The organism is Sphingomonas sp. SL1004, assembly GCF_057815015.1.
In genome coordinates this window covers 282,016-304,324 of record NZ_JBYMUX010000001.1, presented here as the reverse complement: position 1 = coordinate 304,324, position 22,309 = coordinate 282,016, and the positions used below count along the sequence as shown (strand labels likewise).

Genomic DNA, 22,309 nt, shown 5'->3' with positions numbered 1-22,309 from the left:
TGGGCCGCCTGAAAGGACGAGCATGGACTTCAAGGACAGCGACGCCGAAGCCACGTATCGCGCCGCCGCGCGCGACTGGCTCGACGCGAACATCGCCGAGCATGACGCGGCCCATTACCCGGACGACATGACCAAGGCGAAGGCATGGCAGGCGCGCAAGGCGTCCGGCGGCTATGCGTGCATCACCTGGCCGCAGGAATGGGGTGGCGGCGGCGGTACCCCGATCGAAAGCGTGATCTTCAGCCAGGAAGAGGCGCGCCACGCAGTCGACGGCAGCTATTTCACGATCGGCCTCGGCATGTGCGTGCCGACCGTGATGGCCTATGCGGACGACGCGACCAAGCACCGCTTCGTCGGCCCCGCGGTCCGCGGCGACGAGATCTGGTCGCAGCTCTTCTCCGAACCCGCCGGCGGGTCGGACGTCGCCGCAATCCGCACACGCGCCGTCCGCGACGGCGACGACTGGGTGATCAACGGCCAGAAGGTCTGGACCTCGGGCGCGCATTACAGCGACTACGGCATCGTTTTGGTCCGCACCAATCCCGACGTGCCGAAGCACCAGGGCCTGACGATGTTCTGGCTCGACCTCAAGGCGCCGGGGATCGAGATCCGCCCAATCCACCAGATGTCCGGCGGGTCGAGCTTCAACGAAGTCTGGTTCGAGGATGTCCGCATATCCGACGCGCAACGCCTCGGACCGGTCGACGGCGGTTGGAAGGTCGCGCTGTTCACGCTGATGAACGAGCGTCTCGCGATCGGGACGAGCGGCGGCGTCGGCCCCGAGGACATCCTCGCCTTCGCCGCCCAGGCCAATGGCGGAGACGGCCCGCTGCTGAAGGACGCCGCGTTCCGCCAGACGCTCGCCGACTGGTGGGTGCAAGCGGAAGGCCTGCGCAACACCCGGATGCGGACGATCACCGCGCTGTCGAAGGGACAGGTGCCCGGCCCCGAAAGCTCGATCGGCAAGATCGTCGCCGCCAACCAGCTACAGGCGATCGGCAACACCGCGGTCGAGGCCGGCGATCAATACGGCATCATATCCGATCCCGCGCTGACCCCGCTGAAAGGCGCGTTCCACGCCGCGACGATGTGGGCACCAGGCCTGCGCATCGCCGGCGGCACCGACGAGATCCTCAAGAACATCATCGCCGAACGCGTCCTCGGCCTGCCCGGCGAAATCCGCGTCGACAAGGATCAGGCATTCCGGGACTTGCCGGTCGGCGCGTGATGATGGGTATCGTGCAACGGGCGAAACCCGTGAAAACGTAATCCGCGCTACCCGATTGATTACAGGGATTCATTGAGCAATGCTGTCATCAATGGTCTGTGGCGCTTTCGATAGCGCACAGTGGCAAGCAAGGGGTGACGACGATGTTGCAAGCGGTTTTGACATTCGCCTTGCTGGCCTCCGCCGGGGCAGCGACGTCGGCGCGGTTGATTTCCGTCCAGCTGGATTACCCGCCGACCGCGCTGCGTGCCCGTTCGGAAGGGGTAGTCGCGTTCGAGGTGAAACTGGCGAAGAATGGCAAGGTCACCGGATGCCGGGTCACGCAAACCAGCGATCATGCCGATCTCGACCAGCAGACTTGCAGCCAGCTACGAAAAACCGCGGAGTTCAAACCAGCGCTGGACGTGGCGGGCAAGCCTGTCGCAGCGACATATGCAGGCCGATTGCGCTGGAAGCTGCCAAGTTTACTACCAGAAGCAGTGCCGGCTGCTGCTCCGCAATAGATTGCGACCATGTGGTCAGAGGCTATCAACGGCTACATGATTAACTGAGGGCAGAGTATCGGATGTTGTTTGTCGAGAACGGACATATCGCTCTCGACCGAACCATTGGCGGTGAGCCCTCTTCCTAGCGTCTTGCATGCGTATTCGCGTTTGTCCCCCGTTCGAGGATGCCCCAATGACCGATATGCACACCATCCTCGCCGCCCAGCGCGATGCGTTCATGGCCGAGTTGCCCGTTACCAAGGCCGTCCGCCTCGATCGGCTCAAGCGCGCGGCGGCGATGGTGAAGGACAATGCTGCGCGGTTCTGCGACGCGGTGTCGGAGGACTTCGGCCACCGCAGCCGCGAGCAGACGATGATCACCGATATCGGCGCGTCGCTCGCGCCGATCGCGCATGCGGCGAAGCATCTCGACCGCTGGATGAAGCGCGATCGCCGCCCGGTGCAGTTTCCGTTGGGCTTGCTCGGTGCGAAGGCGTGGGTCGAATACCAACCCAAGGGCGTGATCGGCATCATCGCGCCGTGGAATTTTCCCGTGAACCTGCTGATGGCGCCGCTTGCCGGAGTCTTCGCGGCGGGCAATCGCGCGATGGCGAAAACCAGCGAATACACCCCTGCAACCGCCGCACTGTTCGCGGAGATCGCGCCGCAGTATTTCGCGCAGGACGAACTCGCGATCGTCACCGGCGGCGCTGACGTCGGCAAGGACTTCTCCGCGCTGCCGTTCGACCATCTCGTCTTCACCGGCGCGACCGCGATCGGCCGCCACATCCTGCACGCCGCCGCCGATAATCTGACGCCGGTCACGCTCGAACTCGGCGGCAAGTCGCCGGTCATCCTCGGCGCCTCGGCAGATATCGCGAAGGCCACCGAACGCGTGACGCTCGGCAAGATGATGAACGCGGGGCAGATCTGCCTCGCGCCCGATTACATGCTCGTCCCCTCGGCGGACGAGGCCAAGGTCGTCGATGGCATCAAGGCCGCCGCCAGCGCCATGTACCCCACCCTGCTCGCCAACGCCGACTACACCTCCGTCGTCAACGATCGCCATCACCAGCGCCTCACGGACTGGATCGCCGACGCCCGCGCGAAGGGTGCGACGGTCGAGGTCGTAAACCCCGCCAACGAGGATTTCGGCGCCGCAAATTCGCGGAAGATGCCGCTGCACATCGTCCGCGACGCGACGGACGACATGATCGTGATGCAGGAGGAAATCTTCGGCCCCGTCCTGCCGATCCGCCGCTACGACGGCATCGACGACGCGATCGCGCAGGTGAACCGCCGCGACCGCCCGCTCGGGCTCTATTATTTCGGCAGCGACGAGGCGGAGCGCCGTCGCGTGCTCGACCGGACGATATCCGGCGGGGTCACGCTCGACGACGTGATCTTCCACGTCTCGATGGAGGACCTGCCGTTCGGCGGTAGCGGCCCGTCGGGGATGGGCGCGTATCACGGCCTCGACGGCTTCCGCACGTTCAGCCATGGCCGCGCGGTCTACAAGCAATCGAAGCTCGACGTCGCCAAACTCGCCGGACTCAAGCCGCCTTACGGTGCGGCGGCGGCCAAGACGATCGCGCGGATGATGCGCTAAAGCTTGAGGCCGATCGAAATCCGATATGACGCATTTCCTGAAACTTGCTCCCCTATCCTGGACTGGTTCGCCGGATATCCCTTCGGAAAAAGCCTGCTTCCCCGCGAAGGCGGGGATCCAGACCGGGCTCCCGCCTTCGCGGGAGAACAAGGAGGGGCCTGGTAAGGTCGGATTGCAGACGTAACGCTGCTCGACCAAGACGGAATTCCGATAGGCCTATTAGACCGCGCGCAGCTTCGGTCGTCCCGCCGGCGACTGTCTCAGCAGCTCATCGACCCGAGCGGCCAGATCAACCTGGCGAAACGGCTTGGCGAGGCGGATGATATCGTCGGGTACGTCTTCGCCTGCCGCTGCATAGCCGGTGACCAACAGTGCCGGCATCCGGTTTCCGGATGACCGCAATTCGCTGATCAACTGCCCTCCGGTCATCCCAGGCATGAGGTAATCGCTGACCAATATATCGGCGTCGACGCCGGATCGGATCGCCGCCAGCGCCTGGCTCGCCGACGCAATCTCGACCACGACATAGCCGATGTCGCGCAGCATGTCGGCGGTAGCCGCGCGGACCAGATCCTCGTCGTCGACCAGCAACACCTTCGCACCGCGTCGCGCCTGGACCGGTTCCGACGCGGTCTCGACCGTGTCCGCGGGCGCTTCGGCAGTGGCCGGCAGCCACAATTCCACCGCGGTCCCCGCCCCCGGTTCGCTCGTCAGGCGCAGCGTACCACCCGATTGCGCGGCCAGCCCGTGGACCATCGACAAGCCCAGCCCGGTGCCCTTGCCGACGCCCTTGGTCGAGAAGAACGGCTCGGTCGCCCGCGCGAGCGTGGCGCGGTCCATGCCGATCCCGGTGTCCGCCGACACCAGCCGCAGATAGCTGCCCGCGGCGAGCCCGACGGTGTTGCGATCGTCGACCACCGCCTGGTTGACCGACAGAGTCAGCCGCCCGCCCCCCGGCATCGCGTCGCGCGCGTTGATCGCGAGGTTCAGCAGCGCGAGTTCGAGCTGGTTGGGATCCACCCGCGCCGACGACAGATGCCGCGGCACTTCGAGCACGACGGTGATCGACGGCCCGAGCGAGCGGCGGATCAGGTCGACGAGCCCGTCGATCAGCGCGCCGATATCGACCGCGCGCGGCTGCAATGCCTGCCGCCGTGCGAATGCGAGCAGGCGTTGCGTCAGCGTCGCGGCACGCTCGGCGGCCTGCAGCGCGCCACCGATCATCCGCTGCGTCCGTTCGTCGTCCTTGTGCCGCCGCCGCATCAGATCGAGGCTGCCGACGATCGGGGTGAGCAGATTGTTGAAATCATGCGCGACGCCGCCCGTCAACTGGCCGATCGCGTCCATCTTCTGTGCCTGTGCGAGTTGCGCATCGGCTTCTTTGCGATCCGTGACATCGGATACCACACCCGTCATTCGGGTCGCGGCGCCCTCGTCATTGTAACGCACGCGGCCCTTGACCACGATCCACCGCTGGGCTCCGTCCGCCGCGTCGATGCTGCACTCCAGATCCAGCGTGCCCGATTGCAACGCTTCGTCGAAGGCCTGTTTCACCGCGGTTCGCTGCTTGGGCTCGACATGATCGAGAAAGCTGTCGACCGTCCAATGCGCCGTACCGTTCGGGTAGCCGAAGATCTCGTCATGTCGCGGCGTCCGCCGTGCTTCGCCTGTCGCCAGATCGATATCCCAACTGCCCATGCCCGCAGCCTCGAGCGCGATTTCGAGACTTTCGCGCGCGGACTGCAGTTCGGCGGTGCGGTCCTGCACCGCGCGCTCCAGCGTCACCGCAACGTCGCGCAACTCATATTGGCGGCTACGAGCGGTCAGCGCCGATCGGATCGCGCCCAGCATCGCCTCGGCGTGCAATGGCCGCTCCAGCAATACGACGTTGCCCAGATCGCGCAGGCGCTGCGTCGCGCGCAAGGTCCGCGGCGTCTTGGTCCCGTTTGCCAGCACGACGAACGGAATATCCGCCCATTTCGGCTGCCCCGCGACCCAGTCCGCCAGCACCGTCGGGTCATCTGTCGTCAGCGCTTCCTCGGTCAGCAACACCACCCCCGCCGCGGCCTGTAGGTGCGCGAGCAGATCCGCGCGGTCCTTGCAGATCGTCGCCGGAATGCCGTTCCTGTCGAGCAGGTCCGCCGCGATCGCGGCATCGCGACCACGCGGCGCGAGGATAAGGACCCGATTTTCCATGCTAGGTCCGAGCGTCCTCGCTTCCCATCCGGCTGGCCATGAGCGTCTTTCCTTCGCCGGAGAATGTCGGCACGCCGGTCAGCACACCCTGGAAATGCCGCAACGGTTCGCCGACGTGCAAACCACTGCTACCGATCTGAAACTCCCGGATCGTCCGTTCGTGCCGTGCCGTGCGCGTTTTGATGACCGAAATCGCCTGACGGACTTCGCCATGCGCCTCGAAATAGCGCAACTGGACGATCGTGTCGGAGAGATAGCTTAGGTCGACATCGGAGCGAACGTCGCCGGTAATCCCGTGCAGCCCGAGGATCAGCAGGCTGACGATCCCCTTCTGGCCGAGATAGGTCAGCATCTCGTGCATTTGCAGGATCAGGAACTGCTCGTTCGGCATCGCCTGCAGATACGCATTGAGGCTGTCGATCACGACGACCTTGGCATGGTGCGTCTCGACCGCCGCGCGAACTGCGTTCGAAAACTCGCCAGGCGACATTTCGGCAGGGTCGATCGCGCGTAGTTCGAGCATCCCGCTGGCGACGAACGGCGCCAGGTCCATGCCCAGCGACGCGCTCCGCTTCAGCAACGTCGGCAGGCGTTCGTCGAACAGGAAATACGCCGCCCGCTCACCGCGCTTCAGTGCCGCAACCATGCACTGCACCGACGCGGTGGTCTTGCCGACGCCCGCGGGGCCGGTCAGCAGCGTCGCCGTGCCCGGAATCAGCCCGCCGCCGAGCAATGCGTCGAGTTCGCTCGATCCGGTCGTCATCGCCTCGTCGTCATATGGTTCGCCGTGCTCGGAGGCGACCAGCCGCGGATAGACGCACAGCCCGCCCCGCTCGATCTCGAAGTCGTGATAACCGCCGCGGTAACGGACGCCGCGCATCTTGACGACGTGCAGTCGGCGGCGCTGGGCGCCGAAGCCCGACAGCGTCTGCTCGAGCGAGATCACGCCGTGTGCGATGCTGTGCAACTGGAGATCGCTGCCGCTGCCGCTCTTGTCGTCGAGGAACAGCACGGTGCAGTCGCGCGTCGAAAAGAAGTGCTTGAGCGCGAGGATCTGGCGACGATAGCGGATCGGGCTCTGCGCGAGCAGGCGGAGTTCGGACAGGCTGTCGATCACCACGCGGACCGGCCGTATCTCGTCGATCTTCGCCATCACGTCGCGGATCGTCTCGCCCAGCTCGACCTCGCTCGGATGCAGCAACGTCTGCTCATGATCCTCGCCGAGCCCATCGGCAGGCACCATCTCGAACAGCATCAGCGGATCGAGCGACCAGCCATGCGTCTTGGCCACCGCGCGCAGTTCGACCTCGGTCTCGGCCAGGGTGATGTACAGCCCGGTTTCGCCGACCTCCGCTCCGGCGAGCAGAAAGCCCAGCCCCAGCGTGGTCTTGCCGGTGCCCGGCGTTCCTTCCACCAGATACATTCGATCAGGCGTAAGGCCGCCGTTGAGAATGTCGTCGAGTCCTGCGATTCCTGTCCGTGCCAGCATGGGCAGGTCGTCGTCTTGTGCCAATTGGCACTCCTTCCTCTCGCCCGGCGCGCCAATATCGGGCGCCAAGCCCCAGCGATCATAGGAGATCCCGTCGCAATCGCAAAGCTGCGGATCGACAGCCGCTCCGCCTGCAGTCCGCCTGCGCGAAACGCGGCTAGTCGGGCCGTCCCAGGAAGACGACGCCCGGCACCGCCAGCGTCTGCCCAGTCGGTGCGAGCCGACCGTCCGCGGCGACCCGGAACGCGACGAGCGTACCCGATCGCTCGTTGCCGACGATCAGCCGCCGTTCGCCGTCGAGCAGCAGGAACATGCGGGGCCAGTTGCCACCGCTCGCGACATGCTGGAGCAGCGTCGGCGTTCCCGCGGCATCCAGCGCATAGACCGCAAGGCTGTCATGCCCGCGATTGGACACGTAGAGCCGACGCCCCCCGCTATCGATCGCTATGTGCGCGGCCTGCGACGCGCCGGCATGGCCCGCGGGCAAGGTCGACACGCTGTGCCGCGTCGCAAACGTCCCGTCGCTCGCCGCGTCCAGCGTGAAGAGCGCGTTCAACAGTTCGCTGACGACATAGGCGCGCTTCAGCCGGGGGTGCCGAACCATGTGTCGCGGCCCCGCCCCGGCCGGCGCACGCCACGCGACCACTGGTGGCGCCAACGTCCGCGCCTGTGGATCGAACCGGTAGGCGAAGATGGTGTCCGCGCCGAGATCGATCGCATGCAGCCAGCGCCGATCCGGACTGAAGCCGACCCAATGTGCGTGCGGCCCCTCCTGCCGATCAGGGTTCGGGCCGGCGCCGCTGTGGCGGAACAGCATCGGCGCGGCGGGGATGCCGGTGCGCGTATCGAGCCGGTGGAAGGCCACGCTCCCGCTCGAATAATTTGCGACCGCCAGGCAGGCGGACTGCCGGTCGAGCGCGAGATAGCAGGGGTCTGCGCCATCGGTGGCAGCGGTGCCACGCCGGGCCCACCCCGGCGCATAAGCGGACACTTCACCCTCCGTCTTTTCCCGAACCAGGTAATAGGCGCCACCCGGACCACCACCGACACCGAACGACGCATCGTCGATCCCCTGGATCGGCGTGCCGATCGACCAATGATCGCGGCCGGTATCATAGACGACCGGGTAGAGCCCTTTGCCGCCTTCGCGCGCATACGTCCCGGCGACGAGCCGCACCACGCGACCGGACGCAGCGACGGAATATGTCAGTGTGGCGCCGATAGTTGCCCCGATGGTGGTCAGGGCAGTCCGCCGTGTCGTGGTCCAGTCGCTCATCTCGATCCCTTATCTGCCGCGCCGCCATGCGTCACGCTCATGCAAGAGACAATGATGCCAATCTAAGTGGCAGTAATACGGCCATAGTATTGGGCAACTGGGTAGGGTCGGGTGCGAACGTGCACGATCATGACGGCTCTGGTATGTCAGCATCCGATCTTTACAATCGATACATACGTCCGACATCACGATCATCGATAATGTAACTTTTCGATATCGAACGGCATTTCAGCTTTTCCAAATCGACCGTAACTACAGTCATTTAAGTTTTTATAGCCAATCCGCCGCCGATGTGGCAGTCGCGCGAAATTCTAAATAAATGTTAAGGTTTGCACGATGCTCGTGGGGCAAGTTCTGGGGGGTACGAACGGCATCGGCGCTCCCTCGGCGGCGTTCGCCATGCCCCCGGGTATGCGGATGCGCTACGACCTGCCCGATGCGTCGCTCGCCGAGTATGTGACGGGCTACGCGATCTACGCCGCCGACGATCGCGCGCCGATGGTCAACTGGTATCTACCGGCGCCGGCGATGCTCTCGTTCACGGTCGATGCCGGCGCGATCGACGTCTCGATCGGCAACCACCGGTTCGGGCCGCTCGACCGCGCCAGCCTTTACGGCCCGACCAGTCGCGCATTCCGGACCGTTACGCATGGCGGCGTGGCGGTCGGCATCGGCCTGAGCGCGCTCGGCTGGGCGCGGATGATCGGGCGCCCCGCGGCGGACTATCACAACCGCGTCGCCTCGCTCGGCAGCATTCTCGGGCCGCAGGTCTCCCAGCGGTTCACCGACGGGCTCGACGCGCTCGATACCGACACGATGATCAAGCCGTTCCTGGATTCGCTGCTGGCGCCGATGTTTGCAAGACGGTCGCCGCACGAGGACAATATTCGCGCGTTCACGACGCTGATGGTGACCGACGGCGTGATCGAGATGAAGGACGTTGCCGACCGGCTCGCGATTCCGACGCATGAATTGCGCCGGATGGCGACCCGACATTTCGGCATGCCACCCAAGCTGCTGCTGCGTCGGTCGCGATTCCTGCGCTCGTTTATCGGCCTGATCCGTGCCGAAGGTCTTGGCGATTATTCGGGTATCGACAGCAGCTATTTCGATGCGTCGCACTTCCTGCGCGACGCTGCCACGTTCCTCGGCACCACGCCGCGCCGGTTCATCGGCGGGGAAACCGTGTTCCTGCGCGCGAGCCTGCGCGCCCGCGCCGCGGTGATCGGTGCGCCTACCCAGGCGCTCCACGAAGTCGAAAAGAAGACCGTTCCCGGAACCACGACGCGCCCCCCCGACCCGCCTCACCACCACGTGACGCTTTAGGAAACTCCCCTCAGTCGCCCGCAAACGTCAATGCCGAGGTCCGTCGCTCGCGCTCGTTGATCAGCAGCGCACGACCTGCCGGCGCGGTCGAGCGTTGCGGGCAATCGCTGCGGAAACAGGCGCGACACCCGAGACCGATCGGCATCGCTTCGCCGGTCAGGTCGATCCCGCGCGCAACCGCCAGCACGCCCGCCTGCGCAGCCGCGACCCCCAGACCGATCGCGAACTCCGCTGGAATCGCACCATAAAGTCGGCCCTGCGGACTCACCGTGCGGGCCATCGTCAGCCAGCGAGCGCCATCTTCCAGTTCGACGAGCTGAACGGTAAGGCTGCCGGGCCGGTCGAACGCGTGGTGGAGACGCCACAACGGACAGCGGCCATCCGCCTCGACCAGCGCCGCGCCGCTCGCGCCGGGATAGCGTTTCGAGGCCTGCCCCGCGCGATCGATCCGGATCATGAAGAACGGCAGCCCGCGCGCGCCGACGCGCTGCAACGTCGTCAGGCGGTGCGCGACCTGTTCGAAGCCCGCCCCGAACCGGCGCTGCAGCAGTTCGATGTCGTAGCCGGTCGACTCGCAGCCGCGCAGAAACCGCGCATAAGGCATCATCAGCGCCGCCGCGAAATAGCCGAGCAGATGCCGTCGATACAGCCGTTCGGCAGCCCGATCCGCAAAGCCCGCCCCCTTCGCCAGCGCGTCGATCTCAACCTTCGCCTCGATCTGGCCAAGCTGGAACGCGACGGCAAAGGTGCGCGACGCCGGATCGAGCACCTCGCTGAGCTGCAACTGCCGCGCGTGCAGGTCGAGCCGGCGCAGCGTATCGGGCAACACGTCGGCCGGCAGCACGCGGATCGTCAGGCCATGCTTGGCGCGCAACCGCTCGGCGATCGCGCCATACAGATCGCCAGAGCCCAGCCGCAATTCGTCCGCCAGTGCTTCGGCGGCAGCATCGAGATCGGCGAAGTGATTGCGCCAGCGCTCGATTTCGCGACGCACCAGCGTGACGGGATCGTCGCCCGCCTCAACCACCGCACCACCGCCGATCCGGTCGAACACGCGCGCGAAGGCCGCAGCGCCGCCGGGCGCGCTCGCAAGCCACTCCTCGACTTCGTTACGATCGATCTCGAGGTCGGCGAACATCGGGTCGGCCAGCCGCCGTCGGATTCCCTCCGCACCGCCGCCCGGCTCGGCCGCCGCCAGCGAGCGCGGATCGAAGTCGAAATTCTCGGCGAGCTTGACCAGCAGCGTCGCGGACACCGGACGCTGGTTGCGTTCGACGAGGTTCAGATAGCTCGGGCTGATCGCGAGCATGTCGGCCATCGCCGCCTGCGTCAGGCCGGCACCGCGCCGCAATCGGCGGATCGCATGCCCCGCCAGCAATTTCCGCTCTGCCATCGCCGCCTCCTGTCACGATCTTTACAGAGCGACAGCTGAATAACAAGAACGACCTACAGCGCGACGCTCACCGATCGCCGGCGAGCATTCCAGATAACCGACATTGCTCGTTATTACACGTGCATCGCCTCTCTCGGCACGCAGACACTGTAAAGAGAGAGACAACATGATCTTGCCGGCGCCTTGAAGGCGACCCTGCAAGCCACGTTACACCATCGAAGGAGGCAAGCCATGCAGACGACCACCGAACAACCCCGCGCCCGTGCCGTCTTCTCGACCAACGATTTCGCGCTGATGAAGGAAGTTCTCGGCGAGATGATCAGCCGGACCTCGATCGACGACACGCGGCTGATGCGGATGAGCGCGCTGTACCACCGCCTCGGCCGGCTCGGCTGACACGCCTTACGCAGTTTCCTGGGGAGGAAAGGTGCCCGCCGGTGGTTCGTCCACCGGCGGGCATTCCTGCGAGTCCCTATCCTCCCCCGTCAGGAGGAGGCTAGCAAGGTCTTTGCCAACCTGTTGCTATGCCGCCCTTTCCAACCCCATTTCCTCGTGTAGGACGGCGGGATGGCCAAGACACTGACCGCTCGCATCAAGGACGACATCGTCCTGTATGGCGCACTCGCTGCAAATCTCGGGATCGGCGTGGCGAAATTCGTTGCCGCCGGGCTGACCGGATCGTCTTCGATGTTGACCGAGGGATTCCACTCGGTGGTCGACAGCGGCAACCAGGTACTGCTGCTCTATGGCCAGCGCAAGGCCAAGCGCCCCGCCGACGAAGCGCACCCGTTCGGTTATGGCCGCGAGCTGTATTTCTGGGCGTTCGTCGTCGCAATCCTGATCTTCGCGATCGGCGCCGGCGTGTCGATCTACGAAGGGTGGCGCCATATCCAGTCGCCCGAGCCGCTGTCCAGCCCGACGATCAACTATGTCGTGCTGGCGATTTCGTTCGCGCTCGAGGGCAGCAGCTGGACGATCGCGATGCGCGAATTCGCCAAGACCAAGGGCGAGATGGGCTGGTGGTCTGCGATCCACCGCTCGAAGGACCCGGCCGGCTTCATCGTGCTGTTCGAGGATTCGGCCGCGCTCGCCGGTCTGGTCATCGCCGGGATCGGCATCTGGGCAAGCCATGCCTTCAACGACGCGCGGATCGATGGCGCCGCATCGATCGCGATCGGCGTGATCCTCGCGCTGGTGGCGGTCCTGCTCGCGCGCGAATCGAAGGGCCTGTTGATCGGCGAGCGTGCCGACCCGACCGTCATCGCGACGATCCGGAGAATCGTCGCCGCGCACCCGGCGATCGTCGCGGTCAATCACGTCCGCACGATCCACACCGCCCCCGACAGCATCTTCGCGGCAATCAGCGCGGACTTCGACGACGCCGTCACGATGGGCGAAGGCGAGACGATGATCGAGGCGATGGAGGCCGAGTTGCGGACCGCCGTGCCGACTCTGTCGTCAATCTACATCCGCCCCGAAAAGCGCGAGAATGCGACACTGTCCCCCACATCGACATTTGCGCAACACACCGATGAAAATACCATGCAAAACTGATGTAAATCACGGTTAGAGCGCTGGTAAGGCTCGTTATTCCTCGATAATTTCTCGGCATGAGACCGTTGCTGCGCCTGCTCGCCATGCTGTGTCTGTGCAGCATTTTCGCCCTTCCCGCGCAGGCTGCGGTCACGATAACCTTCTGGAGCCACGAACTCGGCAACAGCTTTCCGCACGCGTTCTTCACGGTGCGCGGCGTGCCCGATGCCGGCGGTGCGCCGGTCGATGCGAACTTCGGGTTTACCGCCAAGTCGGTCTCGCCGGCGCTGCTGTTCGGCCCTGTGGCGGGCAAGCTCGACATCGCCAAGCCATTCTACGTCGCGGGCAGCAACGCCCACTTTTCGGTGGTGATGACGGACGCGCAATATACCGCCGTGCTCGCGCTGGTCGACGCGTGGAGCGAGGGCAAGCCCGACAGCGTCTACCGCCTGGCCGATCATAATTGCGTTACGTTCGTGAAAGAGGCGGCGCGGCGCGTCGGGTTGACCGGGCTCGACCAGCCGAAACTGATGAAGAAACCGCGGTCGTTCCTGAAGGCGGTGGCCGCGGCGAACACGGGTCGCATCACGATCGTCGACCGACACGGCAAGGACTATCTCGCAAGCCTCCCCCCGCTCACGCCCGTCGCGACGATCGCCACTACTGCGCCCGACCGCGTCGCGCGCCCCGTCCAGATGACCGCACCGCGCGCCTCTGCGCCGCGCTAGGGCGCCGGCACCAGTTCCACCACGTCGAGCACCGATTCGAAGCGCGGATACGGCAGCACGACGCGCCAGCGTTTCGGCCCGATCCGTTCGATCAGCCCCGCCATGTCGCGGTTGGCGTCTCGGCCGTAGCGCATCGGCCGCTTCTCGTCGCCGAGTTCCATCGTGCCCAGAAACACGGCGCGCGAGTCGGTATCAGCGAAGATCGTCCCGACCGGTCGCTGCGATCCATCCAGCTTGACCAGACTGACGACATCGCCCTCACCGCTGCCGTCGATCCGGCAGGCGAACGCGGCCGACGCCGCGAACGTCGGGCCGATCCCGGCGCGCGCCCCGAGCTTGAAGGTCCGGCATCGATAGGCACCCGACGGCGGCACGGCATCGGTGAGCGCATGGTCCGGATCGAACAATTGCGGCTCCTTCGCGATCTCGCGCGGATCGACTTCGGCAAGCGCATCGACCCACGCGCCGCGCCAGCCGCGCAATCGACCACGGTCCGCCGAGGTCGCGACCTGGCGCCAGTCCTTGTCCCGGCTGTCGTTCCGAAACGGTGCCGCCCCAGCCGTCGCATTTGCACAGCATTCCATCACCATGACGCAGGCCGCAATTCTTGAAATTCGCATCGCCCTCGCCCTCGTCCGCGTGCCGAAGCTACGCTTGTATCTCTATGATCGGCAACGCTTTTCCGCCGCCGGTCCCGATGCCTGATCAGGCCGCCGTCCAGCCACCGTCCATCGACAGGTTCGCGCCGGTGATCGCCTTCGCCTCGTCGCGGCACAGGAACAGCGCGAACGCCGCCACCTGTTCGGGCGTGACGAATTCCTTGGTCGGCTGCGCGGCCAGCAGCACGTCGTTCATCACCTGGTCGCGCGTCAGCCCGCGCGCGCCCATCGTGTCGGGAATCTGGTTCTCGACCAGCGGCGTCCAGACATAGCCCGGCGAGATGCAGTTGACGGTGATGCCGTCGGTCGCGGTCTCCAGCGCGATCGTCTTGGTAAGCCCGGCGATCGCGTGCTTGGCCATCACGTAGGCGGACTTGTTCGGGCTCGCGACCAGCGAGTGCGCGGACGCGGTCGAAATGATCCGCCCCCAGCCCTTGGCGCGCATGTGCGGCACCGCGGCGCGCATCATGTGCCAGGCCGAGGACAGGTTGATCGCGATGATCGCGTCGAACTTGTCGATCGGGAAATCCGCAATCCCCGCGACATGTTGGATGCCGGCGTTGTTGACGACGATGTCGACGCTGCCGGTCTCGGCCGCGGCGCGCGCGACCATCGCCGCAATCTCGTCGGGCTTGGTCATGTCGGCTGGATCGTACAGCGCGACCGCGCCGCTGGTGCCCGCCAACGCCGCCCGCTCCCGCTCGATCGCGTCTGCGTCACCAAAGCCGTTGAAGACGATCGCGGCGCCTTCGGCAGCAAACGCCTTGGCATAAGCGAGCCCGATCCCGGACGTGGATCCCGTGATGACCGCGGTCTTGCCCTTCAGGAACATGCGTCCTCCTTATCGCTATCGCACGGCCGAGCCTGCGCCCTTGCAACTCTACCGCCACCTTGCGCATTTCGTTCCCAAGCAGAAACGAAAAGGGGCATATCATGCGGCTCGACGACTACGATCCGAACATTAACGTCGAGGACCAGCGCGGCTCGGGCGGCGGAGGCGGCGGCTTTGGCGGTGGCGGCGGCGGGCTGCTAATGGGGCTATTGCCGATGATCGGCAGCCGCTTTGGCTGCGGCGGGATCGTCGTCGTGCTGATCCTGATGGCGGTGTTCGGCGGCATGGGCGGCCTTGGCGGCCTGCTCGGCGGCGGGCAATCCTCCGCGCCGACCACGCAGAGCGGGTCGCCGCGCGCAGGCACCGATACCAAGTCGAGCTGCTCACTGAATGCCGAAAGCAAGGCTGCCTGCAACGCGTTCAGCTCGGCCGACAACACGTGGGAAGCGATCTTCCAGAAGAACGGCCAGCGGTTCGAAGCGCCGAAGCTCGTCTTCTTCGACGGCAACGGCCGGTCGGGCTGCGGCGCGGCGCAATCGGCGATGGGGCCGTTCTATTGCCCGACCGACCAAGGCATCTACCTCGACACAAGCTTCTTCAACGAGCTGTCGACCCGCTTCAAGGCGGAGGGCGATTTCGCGCAGGATTACGTGATCGCGCACGAGTTCGGCCATCACATCCAGAAGCTGCTGGGCACCAACGCGCAGGTCCAGCAGGCGCAGCGCCAGGCGAGCGAGACCGAGGGCAATGCGCTGTCGGTACGGCTCGAACTCCAGGCCGATTGCTATGCCGGCGTGTGGGCGGCGGCGAACAAGTCGCGGCTTGAGGCGGGTGATATTCAGGAGGGCATGACCGCCGCGCAGGCGATCGGCGACGATACGCTGCAGAAGGAATCGCAGGGGCGCGTGGTCCCGGACAGCTTCACGCACGGGACGTCGGCGCAGCGCCAGTCATGGCTGAAGCGCGGGCTGGAGAGCGGCGATCCGCAGCAGTGCGACACGTTCTCGGGCGCGATCTGAACTGGGCGTCTCAATCCCCCCCGCCAGGGGGAGGTGACTGGCACTTGCCAGACGGAGGGGGAGGAAAGGGTCACACCTGCTCCGTGTCCTCCCCCTCCGTCACCTTCGGCGACACCTCCCCCTTGCGGGGGAGGATGCAAAATGACGCGCGCGTCCTTACGCGACGACGACGCCCTTCCAGAACGCATAGCGATCCTTGATCTCCGCCGCCGCCGACTTCGGGTCCGGATAATACCAAGCCGCATCGACGTTGCGCTTCCCGTCCACCACCAGCGTCTTGTACCTCGCGACACCCTTCCACGGGCAGTTCGAGTGCGTCGCGCTATCCTCCAGCAACGCCGGATCGACGCTGTCCGCGGGGAAATAGTGGTTACCCTCGACGACGACGGTATCGTCCGATCGCGCGATCTCGTGGCCATTCCATGTAGCGACAGGCATATCGATCTCCTTCAGGCGTGTCCCAAACCCGCCGCGTCATACGCCTCGGGCTTGAACCCGACCAGCAGCGTCTCGCCGGTATCGAGCACCGGGCGCTTGATCATCGAAGGCTGCGCCAGCATCAGCACGGTGGCCTTCTCCGCATCGAGATCTGCGCGATCCGCCTCAGGCAGCTTGCGAAACGTCGTTCCCGCGCGGTTGAGCAGCACCTCCCAGCCAACCCGGCCGATCCAGTCGTTCAGATGCGCAGGATCGATCCCGGCGACCTTGTAGTCGTGGAACGCATACGCCACGCCGTGCTCGTCGAGCCAGGCGCGGGCCTTCTTCATCGTGTCGCAATTCTTGATGCCGAACATCGTGATCGTCAAAATCGCCTCCCGAAACCGTACGTAACGCTAGCCCCGCCCCTTAGCCTGGAGCTACGGAGACCGCGAGATGGAGGCGGTTGACAACTAGCTCGCAGGGACGGCGGCGGAGACACATTAAGCTTATCGCTCCCCGGTCGTCCACGTTCGAAGCTTGCCCGATTGCGGACGTCCTCACGCATGGTATCCCCTTGTCGATAGCGATGCGGTTCGGAGAATTGAGAATGATGAGGCTGTTGGCATATTTTGCGATCGTTTTCGTTTCGACCGGCGCTCCAGCACAGTCACCCTCCGCCGCCACGGGTGATTTCTGTGCGAGGCTGGCCGCCGACAATGGGATCGATCGAGCTCCAACACCGGCTGGGCCAACCTCCTGGACGGTCAACGCCATGAACTTCGGCCAGCGTTTCCTTGTTGGTGGTTCAGCCGCGACGGGCGTCGGCGTGTCTCCGGTGGAGCCGGCGACGGTGGATGATTATCGTCGACTGGACACCATGTGCCTGCCTGAAGGCAAGGGCGCGGTGTGCAAGCTCGTCGGCCCCGTCAACTTCAAATTCACCTGGAAGGGACGCAGGACCATCACGCCGATGGCCCTCGGTGAGCGTGCGACCATATCGGTTGCGGGCACCAAGACGACCTGTCGATCCGAGGTTCGACAGTAAACGCGCCGACGCCGACGCGCCGCTGGCGGGGGCCGTATCGCCTTGGTAGAAACGGTGCGACCGCAGTCCACCAAGTCCAGGACCCGGGGTGCACACTCCGGTGCCGTATCGTCTGTCCTATGTCGACCACCGCTTTAACGCGGCACTTTCAGCAAGCCGGTAGCGCCGCACGACGACGGCGTTTATCGGTTGACCATGACGCATCCTTTCTACGCCATCCATAGCCACGGCCTGATCCGGGTTGCCGCTGCCACGCCAAGGGCATCGGTGGGCGATACCGCCGCCAATGCGGAGGCGACGATCGCGCTCGCGCGGGATGCAGACGATCGCGGCGTCGACCTCGTGGTGTTTCCCGAACTGAACCTCACTTCCTACGCGATCGACGATCTGCATCTGCAGACGGCGCAGCAACGGGCGACCCTCGCGGCAATTTCCACCGTCGTGGCGGCGAGCGAGACGCTACGGCCCGTGTTGCTGGTCGGCGCGGCGCTGGTGCGGAACGGGCGGCTGTATAATTGCGCGTTGGCGATCGCCAGGGGCCGCGTGCTCGGCGTGGTGCCCAAGACGTTCCTGCCCAACTACCGCGAATTCTACGAAAAGCGCTGGTTCGCGAGCGGCGCCGGCCTGACCGGGCTGACGATCGACCTCGACGGTGCTGAGGTCCCGTTCGGCACCGACCTGATCTTCGCCGCGCGCGACCTGCCCGGCTTCGTGTTCCACGCCGAGATCTGCGAGGATTACTGGGCGCCCACCCCGCCCTCCACGGCAGGCGCTCTCGCGGGCGCGCTGATCTGTTGCAACCTCTCCGCTTCCAATATCGTCATCGGCAAGGCCCGCGAACGGGCAATGCTGGCGGCGGCACAGTCGGCTCGGGCAGTCTGCGCGTACGTATATTCCGCCGCGGGACCGGGCGAAAGCACCACCGAAGTCGCGTGGGACGGCCAGGGCCTGATCCATGAACTTGGCGAACAGTTGGCGGAATCAAAACGGTTCGCGACCGAGCCCGAACTGGTCGTCGCCGACGTCGATTGCGAGCGGATCACGCAGGAGCGCCTGCGGTTCGGGACGTTCAACGACGCTGCGGTGTTCGCCGGCAACCCGGAGACGCGGTTCCGACGGATTGCGTTCGATCACATGGCTGGGCGTGAAGCCGAGATCGAGACTGAAGCGTACGATCCTCCCCCACAAGGGGGAGGATCGAGAGGGCTGGAGCGCGCCATTCGTCGCTTCCCCTTCGTCCCCAACGACCCGGCACGGCGCGACGACGATTGTTACGAAGCGTTCAATATCCAGGTGGAGGCGCTGTCGAAGCGGCTCGTTTCCGCAAACGCCGAGACGATCGTGATCGGTGTCTCCGGCGGCCTCGACTCGACCCATGCGCTGATCGTCGCAGCCAAGGCGATGGACCGGCTCGGCCGCCCGCGGGCCAACATCCTCGGCTTCACCATGCCCGGTTTCGCAACCGGCGAGGGCACCAAGGCGAACGCGTGGGCGCTCATGCGCGCGCTCGGCATCACCGCCGAAGAGATCGACATCCGCCCTGCCGCGACACGCATGCTGGAGGATATCGGCCACCCCTTCAGCGAGGGCGAGCCCGTCTACGACATCACGTTCGAGAACGTGCAGGCCGGCCTGCGCACCGATTACCTGTTCCGTCTTGCCAACCAGCGGCGCGGGATCGTGCTCGGCACCGGCGACCTCAGCGAGATGGCGCTCGGCTGGTGCACGTACGGCGTCGGCGACCAGATGAGTCATTACGCCGTAAACAGCGGCGTGCCGAAGACGCTGATCCAGTTCCTGATCCGCTGGTGTATCCGCACCGACCAGTATGACGCGGCGACCGACGCCATCCTGGCGACGATCCTCGCGCAGGAGATTTCACCCGAGCTCGTGCCAGCGGGTGCGGACGGCGAATTGCAGAGCACCGAGTCGATGATCGGGCCCTACGCGCTGAACGACTTCTTCGCGCATTACGTGATCCGCCACGGTCTCGCACCGTCGAAGATCGCGTTTCTCGCCTGGCATGCATGGCGCGACGCGAGCGTCGGCGCGTGGCCCGAGGACCTGCCCACCGATGCACGCGTCGCCTACGACCTGCCAACGATCCGCCACTGGCTGGAGAAATTCCTGTTCCGCTTCTTCGCGACCAGCCAGTTCAAGCGGTCCGCAATGCCCAACGGACCGAAGGTCTCGGCGGGCGGCGCGCTGTCGCCGCGCGGCGATTGGCGTGCGCCTTCGGACGGAATTGCAACCGCTTGGATCGAAGAATTGCGGTCAAGCGTTCCGTAGGGTTAGCCGCGCCATCTTGCATAAACCGCGTGTCGGGCGCATTATGAAAATCCTATGACAGTGGCTCCACCGGATGGATCGCGCGATCGCCGGATCGAGATCCCATCGAATCTTTGGCTAATTCACCCGGCGGGCCGTGCGCTTCTGCCGCTCGCCTTGGCGCGTGGAATTTCCGCGAATTCGGTGTCCGTGGCGGGGCTTTGCCTCGGTGGAGCAGCCGCGCTCGCCTACACGCAATGGGGCAATTGGGCGCTTGCGCTGGTCGGTCTGGTGCTGTCGATGGGGTGGCTCATAGCCGACGGACTCGACGGCATGGTCGCGCGCGCGACCAAGACCGCCAGCCCGCTCGGCCGGATGCTCGACGGTCTGTGCGATCACGGCGTGTTCGCACTGATCTACGTCTCGCTCGCACTGACGATCGATACGCCCGAAGCCTGGATCCTCGCCTTTGCCGCCGGCGGCGCCCACGCGGTGCAGTCGAACATGTACGAGGGTGAGCGCTCACGCTTTCATCGCCGGATCAAGGGCGTCGCGCTCGAAGCGCCCCCCGTCCCGACCGGCAACCCGCTCGTCCGCTTCTACGATGGGGTCGCGAGCAGCATCGATCGGATCGCGATGCCGTTCGAACGGACGCTCGGCCAATCGAGCGATCCGGTCGCGCTCGGTACGCTGTACGGGGCTCGCGCCGTCGCCCCGTTGCGCTTCATGGCCTTGCTTACCGCGAATGTCCGGGTATGGGCGATCTTCGTCGCCTGCTTCGCGGGCAACCCACGCATCTTCTGGTGGTTCGAGATCGTCCCTTTGACGCTCGTGGCCATCGTCGGGCTCGTCTGGCACCGTCGTGTCGAGCGGGCTTTCGTTCGTAATACCTCCGCAACGCGACCAAAGACCGCGTCGCGCATGCATCTTTCGTAAGGAACAGGGTCAGTAATGAATAGCATTCGGATCGCCGTGGTCGGCATCGGCAACTGCGCGAGCTCGCTCGTGCAAGGCCTCGAGCACTACCGTGAGGGCGCCAACGACCAGGTCGGCCTGATGCATTTCGACATGGGTGGCTACAAGCCGAGCGACATCAAGGTCGTCGCGGCCTGGGACGTCGATCGTCGCAAGGTCGGCAAGGACGTCGCCGAGGCGATCTTCGCCAAGCCCAACTGCACCGCGGTGTTCGCACCCAATGTCGGCAACACCGGCACGATCGTGAAGATGGGCAAGAAGCTGGACGGCGTTGCCGACCACATGGCCGACTTCAAGGACGACCGCACGTTCCTCGTTTCGGACGCCGCCGAGCCGACCCGTGAAGAGGTCATCGCCGAGCTGAAGGCATCGGGCGCCGACGTGCTGATGAACTACCTGCCGGTCGGTTCGCAGGAAGCGACCGAATTCTACGCCGAGTGCGCGATCGAAGCAGGCGTTGCGTTCGTCAACAATATCCCCGTCTTCATCGCGTCGAACCCGGTCTGGGCGAAGAAATTCGAGGACGCCGGCGTCGCGATCATCGGCGACGACATCAAGGCGCAGCTCGGCGCGACGATCGTCCACCGCGTGCTGACCGACCTGTTCGCCAAGCGCGGCGTGAAGCTGGATCGCACCTACCAACTCAACACCGGCGGCAACACCGACTTCCTCAACATGTCGAACCATCGCCGTCTCGAATCGAAGAAGATCTCGAAGACCGAAGCCGTCCAGTCGGTCGCGGCCGAGCGCATGGACGACGACAACGTCCATATCGGTCCGTCGGACTATGTGCCCTGGCAGAACGACAACAAGGTCTGCTTCCTGCGCATGGAAGGCCAGCTGTTCGGCGGCGTGCCGATGAACATCGAACTGCGTCTTTCGGTCGAGGACAGCCCCAACTCGGCGGGCGTCGCGATCGACATGATCCGTTGCGCCAAGATCGCCAAGGATCGCGGCATCGCCGGCGTGATCGACCCTGCATCGGCCTATTTCTGCAAGCATCCCCGCACGCAGATGACCGACGATCTCGCGCAGATCGAAGTCGAGCGGTTCATCAAGGCTGCCTGAGATGATCGAGACGGCTGTCCTCCTCGCCGCCGGGGAAGGCAGCCGCCTTCGCACCTCCGCTCCGTACAAACCGCTCTGCGCAGTGGCGGGGCGGCCGCTCATTGCGCATGCGCTCGAAGGTCTGGCGGAAGCTGGGTTCACACGCGCGATCGTGACGGTGAGCTATGGGCGTGAGGCGATCGAAGCGTATTTAGCGAGCCGGCGCTGGCCGCTGGCAGTCGAGACTGTGCTCGCCGATCACCGCGAACCCAACGGCGTCTCGGTATTGGCGGCGCGCGATGCCCTGGCCGGGGACGAAGCAGTCCTCGCAATGTGCGACCACCTCGTCAGCCCAGACCTCTACGCGCGCATGGCGAAAGCCGGCGCTGGCGGTGGTCTACGCCTCGGCATCGACCGACGGCTCGGCCATGACTGGGTTGACCCCGAGGACGTCACCTGCGTCGCCACCGAAGGCGACCGCATCGTCGCGATCGGCAAGGGCCTCGAACCCCACGACTGCTACGACACCGGCGTCTTCGCGATCGGCCCTGCGCTGTCGGATGCGCTGGCAACGCTCGCTAGCCCGTCTTTGACCGAAGGCGTCCGCCTGCTGGCCGCGCAAGGCCTAGCCCGGATCGTCGATTGCAGCGACATCGACTGGATCGATGTCGACGACGCCCCTGCTCTGGCGAAGGCCGAGGCATGGATGGCGACGAGAGCGGACGCCGTCGCCGCCTGAGGCTTAGCCGTCTTCTGTTTCACCGTGTCCGCGGGGAAGCAG

The 22,309-nt window shown here is 65.4% G+C and carries 21 protein-coding genes; 13 read left to right on the top strand and 8 right to left on the bottom strand.

What is annotated here, in order from left to right; translation table 11 throughout:
- Window positions 1-22: 22 nt before the first annotated feature.
- The 3 genes from AC3D24_RS01450 to AC3D24_RS01440 all read left to right on the top strand — a co-directional run bounded on the left by AC3D24_RS01450 (window position 23) and on the right by AC3D24_RS01440 (window position 3,322).
- Window positions 23-1,228 (top strand): acyl-CoA dehydrogenase family protein, encoded by a 1,206-nt coding sequence (locus AC3D24_RS01450; protein ID WP_489027532.1) that lies wholly within the window; start codon window positions 23-25, stop codon window positions 1,226-1,228.
- Between the two features lie 143 nt (window positions 1,229-1,371).
- Window positions 1,372-1,731, top strand: a complete 360-nt coding sequence (locus tag AC3D24_RS01445; RefSeq protein ID WP_489027530.1) for an energy transducer TonB — start codon at window positions 1,372-1,374, stop codon at window positions 1,729-1,731.
- Between the two features lie 175 nt (window positions 1,732-1,906).
- A complete protein-coding gene (locus AC3D24_RS01440) occupies window positions 1,907-3,322 on the top strand; it encodes a coniferyl aldehyde dehydrogenase (RefSeq protein WP_489027528.1) in 1,416 nt (471 codons plus the stop codon).
- A gap of 219 nt (window positions 3,323-3,541) precedes the next feature.
- Here AC3D24_RS01440 and AC3D24_RS01435 read toward each other — a convergent pair whose 3' ends face one another.
- The 3 genes from AC3D24_RS01435 to AC3D24_RS01425 all read right to left on the bottom strand — a co-directional run bounded on the left by AC3D24_RS01435 (window position 3,542) and on the right by AC3D24_RS01425 (window position 8,283).
- Window positions 3,542-5,518: an ATP-binding protein gene (locus AC3D24_RS01435; protein WP_489027526.1), complete on the bottom strand. Its 1,977-nt coding sequence runs from the start codon at window positions 5,516-5,518 to the stop codon at window positions 3,542-3,544.
- Window position 5,519: 1 nt separating this feature from the next.
- Window positions 5,520-7,007 (bottom strand): ATPase domain-containing protein, encoded by a 1,488-nt coding sequence (locus AC3D24_RS01430; protein ID WP_489033008.1) that lies wholly within the window; start codon window positions 7,005-7,007, stop codon window positions 5,520-5,522.
- A 157-nt stretch (window positions 7,008-7,164) separates the two neighbouring features.
- Complete coding sequence (locus tag AC3D24_RS01425; protein WP_489027524.1) at window positions 7,165-8,283, bottom strand: lactonase family protein; 1,119 nt, start codon at window positions 8,281-8,283, stop codon at window positions 7,165-7,167.
- Between the two features lie 399 nt (window positions 8,284-8,682).
- On the opposite strand from AC3D24_RS01425, the gene AC3D24_RS01420 reads away from it, so the two are divergent.
- Window positions 8,683-9,609: a hypothetical protein gene (locus tag AC3D24_RS01420; RefSeq protein WP_489027522.1), complete on the top strand. Its 927-nt coding sequence runs from the start codon at window positions 8,683-8,685 to the stop codon at window positions 9,607-9,609.
- Window positions 9,610-9,619: 10 nt separating this feature from the next.
- Here the strand turns inward: AC3D24_RS01420 and AC3D24_RS01415 are convergent, their stop codons facing one another.
- Window positions 9,620-11,002, bottom strand: a complete 1,383-nt coding sequence (locus tag AC3D24_RS01415) for a helix-turn-helix domain-containing protein (RefSeq protein ID WP_489027520.1) — start codon at window positions 11,000-11,002, stop codon at window positions 9,620-9,622.
- Between the two features lie 231 nt (window positions 11,003-11,233).
- Here AC3D24_RS01415 and AC3D24_RS01410 point away from each other — a divergent pair, with 231 nt between their 5' ends.
- The 3 genes from AC3D24_RS01410 to AC3D24_RS01400 all read left to right on the top strand — a co-directional run bounded on the left by AC3D24_RS01410 (window position 11,234) and on the right by AC3D24_RS01400 (window position 13,263).
- Window positions 11,234-11,398 carry a hypothetical protein gene (locus AC3D24_RS01410; protein ID WP_489027518.1) on the top strand — a complete coding sequence of 55 codons (165 nt, stop codon included), beginning with the start codon at window positions 11,234-11,236 and terminating at the stop codon, window positions 11,396-11,398.
- A 171-nt stretch (window positions 11,399-11,569) separates the two neighbouring features.
- A complete protein-coding gene (locus AC3D24_RS01405) occupies window positions 11,570-12,556 on the top strand; it encodes a cation diffusion facilitator family transporter (protein ID WP_489027516.1) in 987 nt (328 codons plus the stop codon).
- 56 nt (window positions 12,557-12,612) lie between these two features.
- A complete protein-coding gene (locus tag AC3D24_RS01400; protein ID WP_489027514.1) occupies window positions 12,613-13,263 on the top strand; it encodes a hypothetical protein in 651 nt (216 codons plus the stop codon).
- On the opposite strand, the gene AC3D24_RS01395 is transcribed toward AC3D24_RS01400, so the two are convergent.
- The gene (locus AC3D24_RS01395) at window positions 13,260-13,883 is read right to left on the bottom strand and encodes a DUF4893 domain-containing protein (protein ID WP_489027512.1); all 624 of its coding nucleotides are present in this window, start codon (window positions 13,881-13,883) and stop codon (window positions 13,260-13,262) included. The two genes, AC3D24_RS01400 and AC3D24_RS01395, sit on opposite strands and share 4 nt — an antisense overlap.
- Before the next feature lie 85 nt (window positions 13,884-13,968).
- Window positions 13,969-14,754 (bottom strand): 3-hydroxybutyrate dehydrogenase, encoded by a 786-nt coding sequence (locus AC3D24_RS01390; protein WP_489027510.1) that lies wholly within the window; start codon window positions 14,752-14,754, stop codon window positions 13,969-13,971.
- A 101-nt stretch (window positions 14,755-14,855) separates the two neighbouring features.
- Here AC3D24_RS01390 and ypfJ point away from each other — a divergent pair, with 101 nt between their 5' ends.
- Window positions 14,856-15,773 (top strand): KPN_02809 family neutral zinc metallopeptidase, encoded by a 918-nt coding sequence (ypfJ, locus tag AC3D24_RS01385; RefSeq protein WP_489027508.1) that lies wholly within the window; start codon window positions 14,856-14,858, stop codon window positions 15,771-15,773.
- Between the two features lie 156 nt (window positions 15,774-15,929).
- On the opposite strand, the gene AC3D24_RS01380 is transcribed toward ypfJ, so the two are convergent.
- Window positions 15,930-16,211, bottom strand: a complete 282-nt coding sequence (locus tag AC3D24_RS01380; RefSeq protein ID WP_489027506.1) for a DUF427 domain-containing protein — start codon at window positions 16,209-16,211, stop codon at window positions 15,930-15,932.
- Between the two features lie 11 nt (window positions 16,212-16,222).
- Window positions 16,223-16,579 (bottom strand): ArsC family reductase, encoded by a 357-nt coding sequence (locus AC3D24_RS01375; RefSeq protein ID WP_489027504.1) that lies wholly within the window; start codon window positions 16,577-16,579, stop codon window positions 16,223-16,225.
- A 221-nt stretch (window positions 16,580-16,800) separates the two neighbouring features.
- Here AC3D24_RS01375 and AC3D24_RS01370 point away from each other — a divergent pair, with 221 nt between their 5' ends.
- The 5 genes from AC3D24_RS01370 to AC3D24_RS01350 all read left to right on the top strand — a co-directional run bounded on the left by AC3D24_RS01370 (window position 16,801) and on the right by AC3D24_RS01350 (window position 22,267).
- Window positions 16,801-17,238 (top strand): hypothetical protein, encoded by a 438-nt coding sequence (locus AC3D24_RS01370; RefSeq protein ID WP_489027502.1) that lies wholly within the window; start codon window positions 16,801-16,803, stop codon window positions 17,236-17,238.
- A gap of 195 nt (window positions 17,239-17,433) precedes the next feature.
- Window positions 17,434-19,527 carry an NAD(+) synthase gene (locus AC3D24_RS01365; RefSeq protein WP_489027500.1) on the top strand — a complete coding sequence of 698 codons (2,094 nt, stop codon included), beginning with the start codon at window positions 17,434-17,436 and terminating at the stop codon, window positions 19,525-19,527.
- 54 nt (window positions 19,528-19,581) lie between these two features.
- Window positions 19,582-20,442, top strand: a complete 861-nt coding sequence (locus tag AC3D24_RS01360; protein WP_489027498.1) for a CDP-alcohol phosphatidyltransferase family protein — start codon at window positions 19,582-19,584, stop codon at window positions 20,440-20,442.
- Between the two features lie 15 nt (window positions 20,443-20,457).
- Window positions 20,458-21,549: an inositol-3-phosphate synthase gene (locus AC3D24_RS01355; RefSeq protein ID WP_056050788.1), complete on the top strand. Its 1,092-nt coding sequence runs from the start codon at window positions 20,458-20,460 to the stop codon at window positions 21,547-21,549.
- A 1-nt stretch (window position 21,550) separates the two neighbouring features.
- Window positions 21,551-22,267 carry a phosphocholine cytidylyltransferase family protein gene (locus AC3D24_RS01350; RefSeq protein WP_489027495.1) on the top strand — a complete coding sequence of 239 codons (717 nt, stop codon included), beginning with the start codon at window positions 21,551-21,553 and terminating at the stop codon, window positions 22,265-22,267.
- Window positions 22,268-22,309: the final 42 nt, after the last annotated feature.

What these genes read in the sequence shown, in the direction of transcription:
- AC3D24_RS01430 (WP_489033008.1), bottom strand. Translation starts at nt 7,007, where the DNA reads ATGCTGGCACGGACAGGAATCGCAGGACTCGACGACATTCTCAACGGC.
- AC3D24_RS01355 (WP_056050788.1), top strand. Translation starts at nt 20,458, where the DNA reads ATGAATAGCATTCGGATCGCCGTGGTCGGCATCGGCAACTGCGCGAGC.
- AC3D24_RS01360 (WP_489027498.1), top strand. Translation starts at nt 19,582, where the DNA reads ATGACAGTGGCTCCACCGGATGGATCGCGCGATCGCCGGATCGAGATC.
- AC3D24_RS01440 (WP_489027528.1), top strand. Translation starts at nt 1,907, where the DNA reads ATGACCGATATGCACACCATCCTCGCCGCCCAGCGCGATGCGTTCATG.
- AC3D24_RS01435 (WP_489027526.1), bottom strand. Translation starts at nt 5,518, where the DNA reads ATGGAAAATCGGGTCCTTATCCTCGCGCCGCGTGGTCGCGATGCCGCG.
- AC3D24_RS01450 (WP_489027532.1), top strand. Translation starts at nt 23, where the DNA reads ATGGACTTCAAGGACAGCGACGCCGAAGCCACGTATCGCGCCGCCGCG.
- AC3D24_RS01390 (WP_489027510.1), bottom strand. Translation starts at nt 14,754, where the DNA reads ATGTTCCTGAAGGGCAAGACCGCGGTCATCACGGGATCCACGTCCGGG.
- AC3D24_RS01350 (WP_489027495.1), top strand. Translation starts at nt 21,551, where the DNA reads ATGATCGAGACGGCTGTCCTCCTCGCCGCCGGGGAAGGCAGCCGCCTT.
- AC3D24_RS01370 (WP_489027502.1), top strand. Translation starts at nt 16,801, where the DNA reads ATGATGAGGCTGTTGGCATATTTTGCGATCGTTTTCGTTTCGACCGGC.
- AC3D24_RS01425 (WP_489027524.1), bottom strand. Translation starts at nt 8,283, where the DNA reads ATGAGCGACTGGACCACGACACGGCGGACTGCCCTGACCACCATCGGG.
- AC3D24_RS01410 (WP_489027518.1), top strand. Translation starts at nt 11,234, where the DNA reads ATGCAGACGACCACCGAACAACCCCGCGCCCGTGCCGTCTTCTCGACC.
- AC3D24_RS01400 (WP_489027514.1), top strand. Translation starts at nt 12,613, where the DNA reads ATGAGACCGTTGCTGCGCCTGCTCGCCATGCTGTGTCTGTGCAGCATT.
- AC3D24_RS01380 (WP_489027506.1), bottom strand. Translation starts at nt 16,211, where the DNA reads ATGCCTGTCGCTACATGGAATGGCCACGAGATCGCGCGATCGGACGAT.
- ypfJ (WP_489027508.1), top strand. Translation starts at nt 14,856, where the DNA reads ATGCGGCTCGACGACTACGATCCGAACATTAACGTCGAGGACCAGCGC.
- AC3D24_RS01415 (WP_489027520.1), bottom strand. Translation starts at nt 11,002, where the DNA reads ATGGCAGAGCGGAAATTGCTGGCGGGGCATGCGATCCGCCGATTGCGG.
- AC3D24_RS01395 (WP_489027512.1), bottom strand. Translation starts at nt 13,883, where the DNA reads ATGCGAATTTCAAGAATTGCGGCCTGCGTCATGGTGATGGAATGCTGT.
- AC3D24_RS01405 (WP_489027516.1), top strand. Translation starts at nt 11,570, where the DNA reads ATGGCCAAGACACTGACCGCTCGCATCAAGGACGACATCGTCCTGTAT.
- AC3D24_RS01445 (WP_489027530.1), top strand. Translation starts at nt 1,372, where the DNA reads ATGTTGCAAGCGGTTTTGACATTCGCCTTGCTGGCCTCCGCCGGGGCA.
- AC3D24_RS01365 (WP_489027500.1), top strand. Translation starts at nt 17,434, where the DNA reads ATGACGCATCCTTTCTACGCCATCCATAGCCACGGCCTGATCCGGGTT.
- AC3D24_RS01420 (WP_489027522.1), top strand. Translation starts at nt 8,683, where the DNA reads ATGCCCCCGGGTATGCGGATGCGCTACGACCTGCCCGATGCGTCGCTC.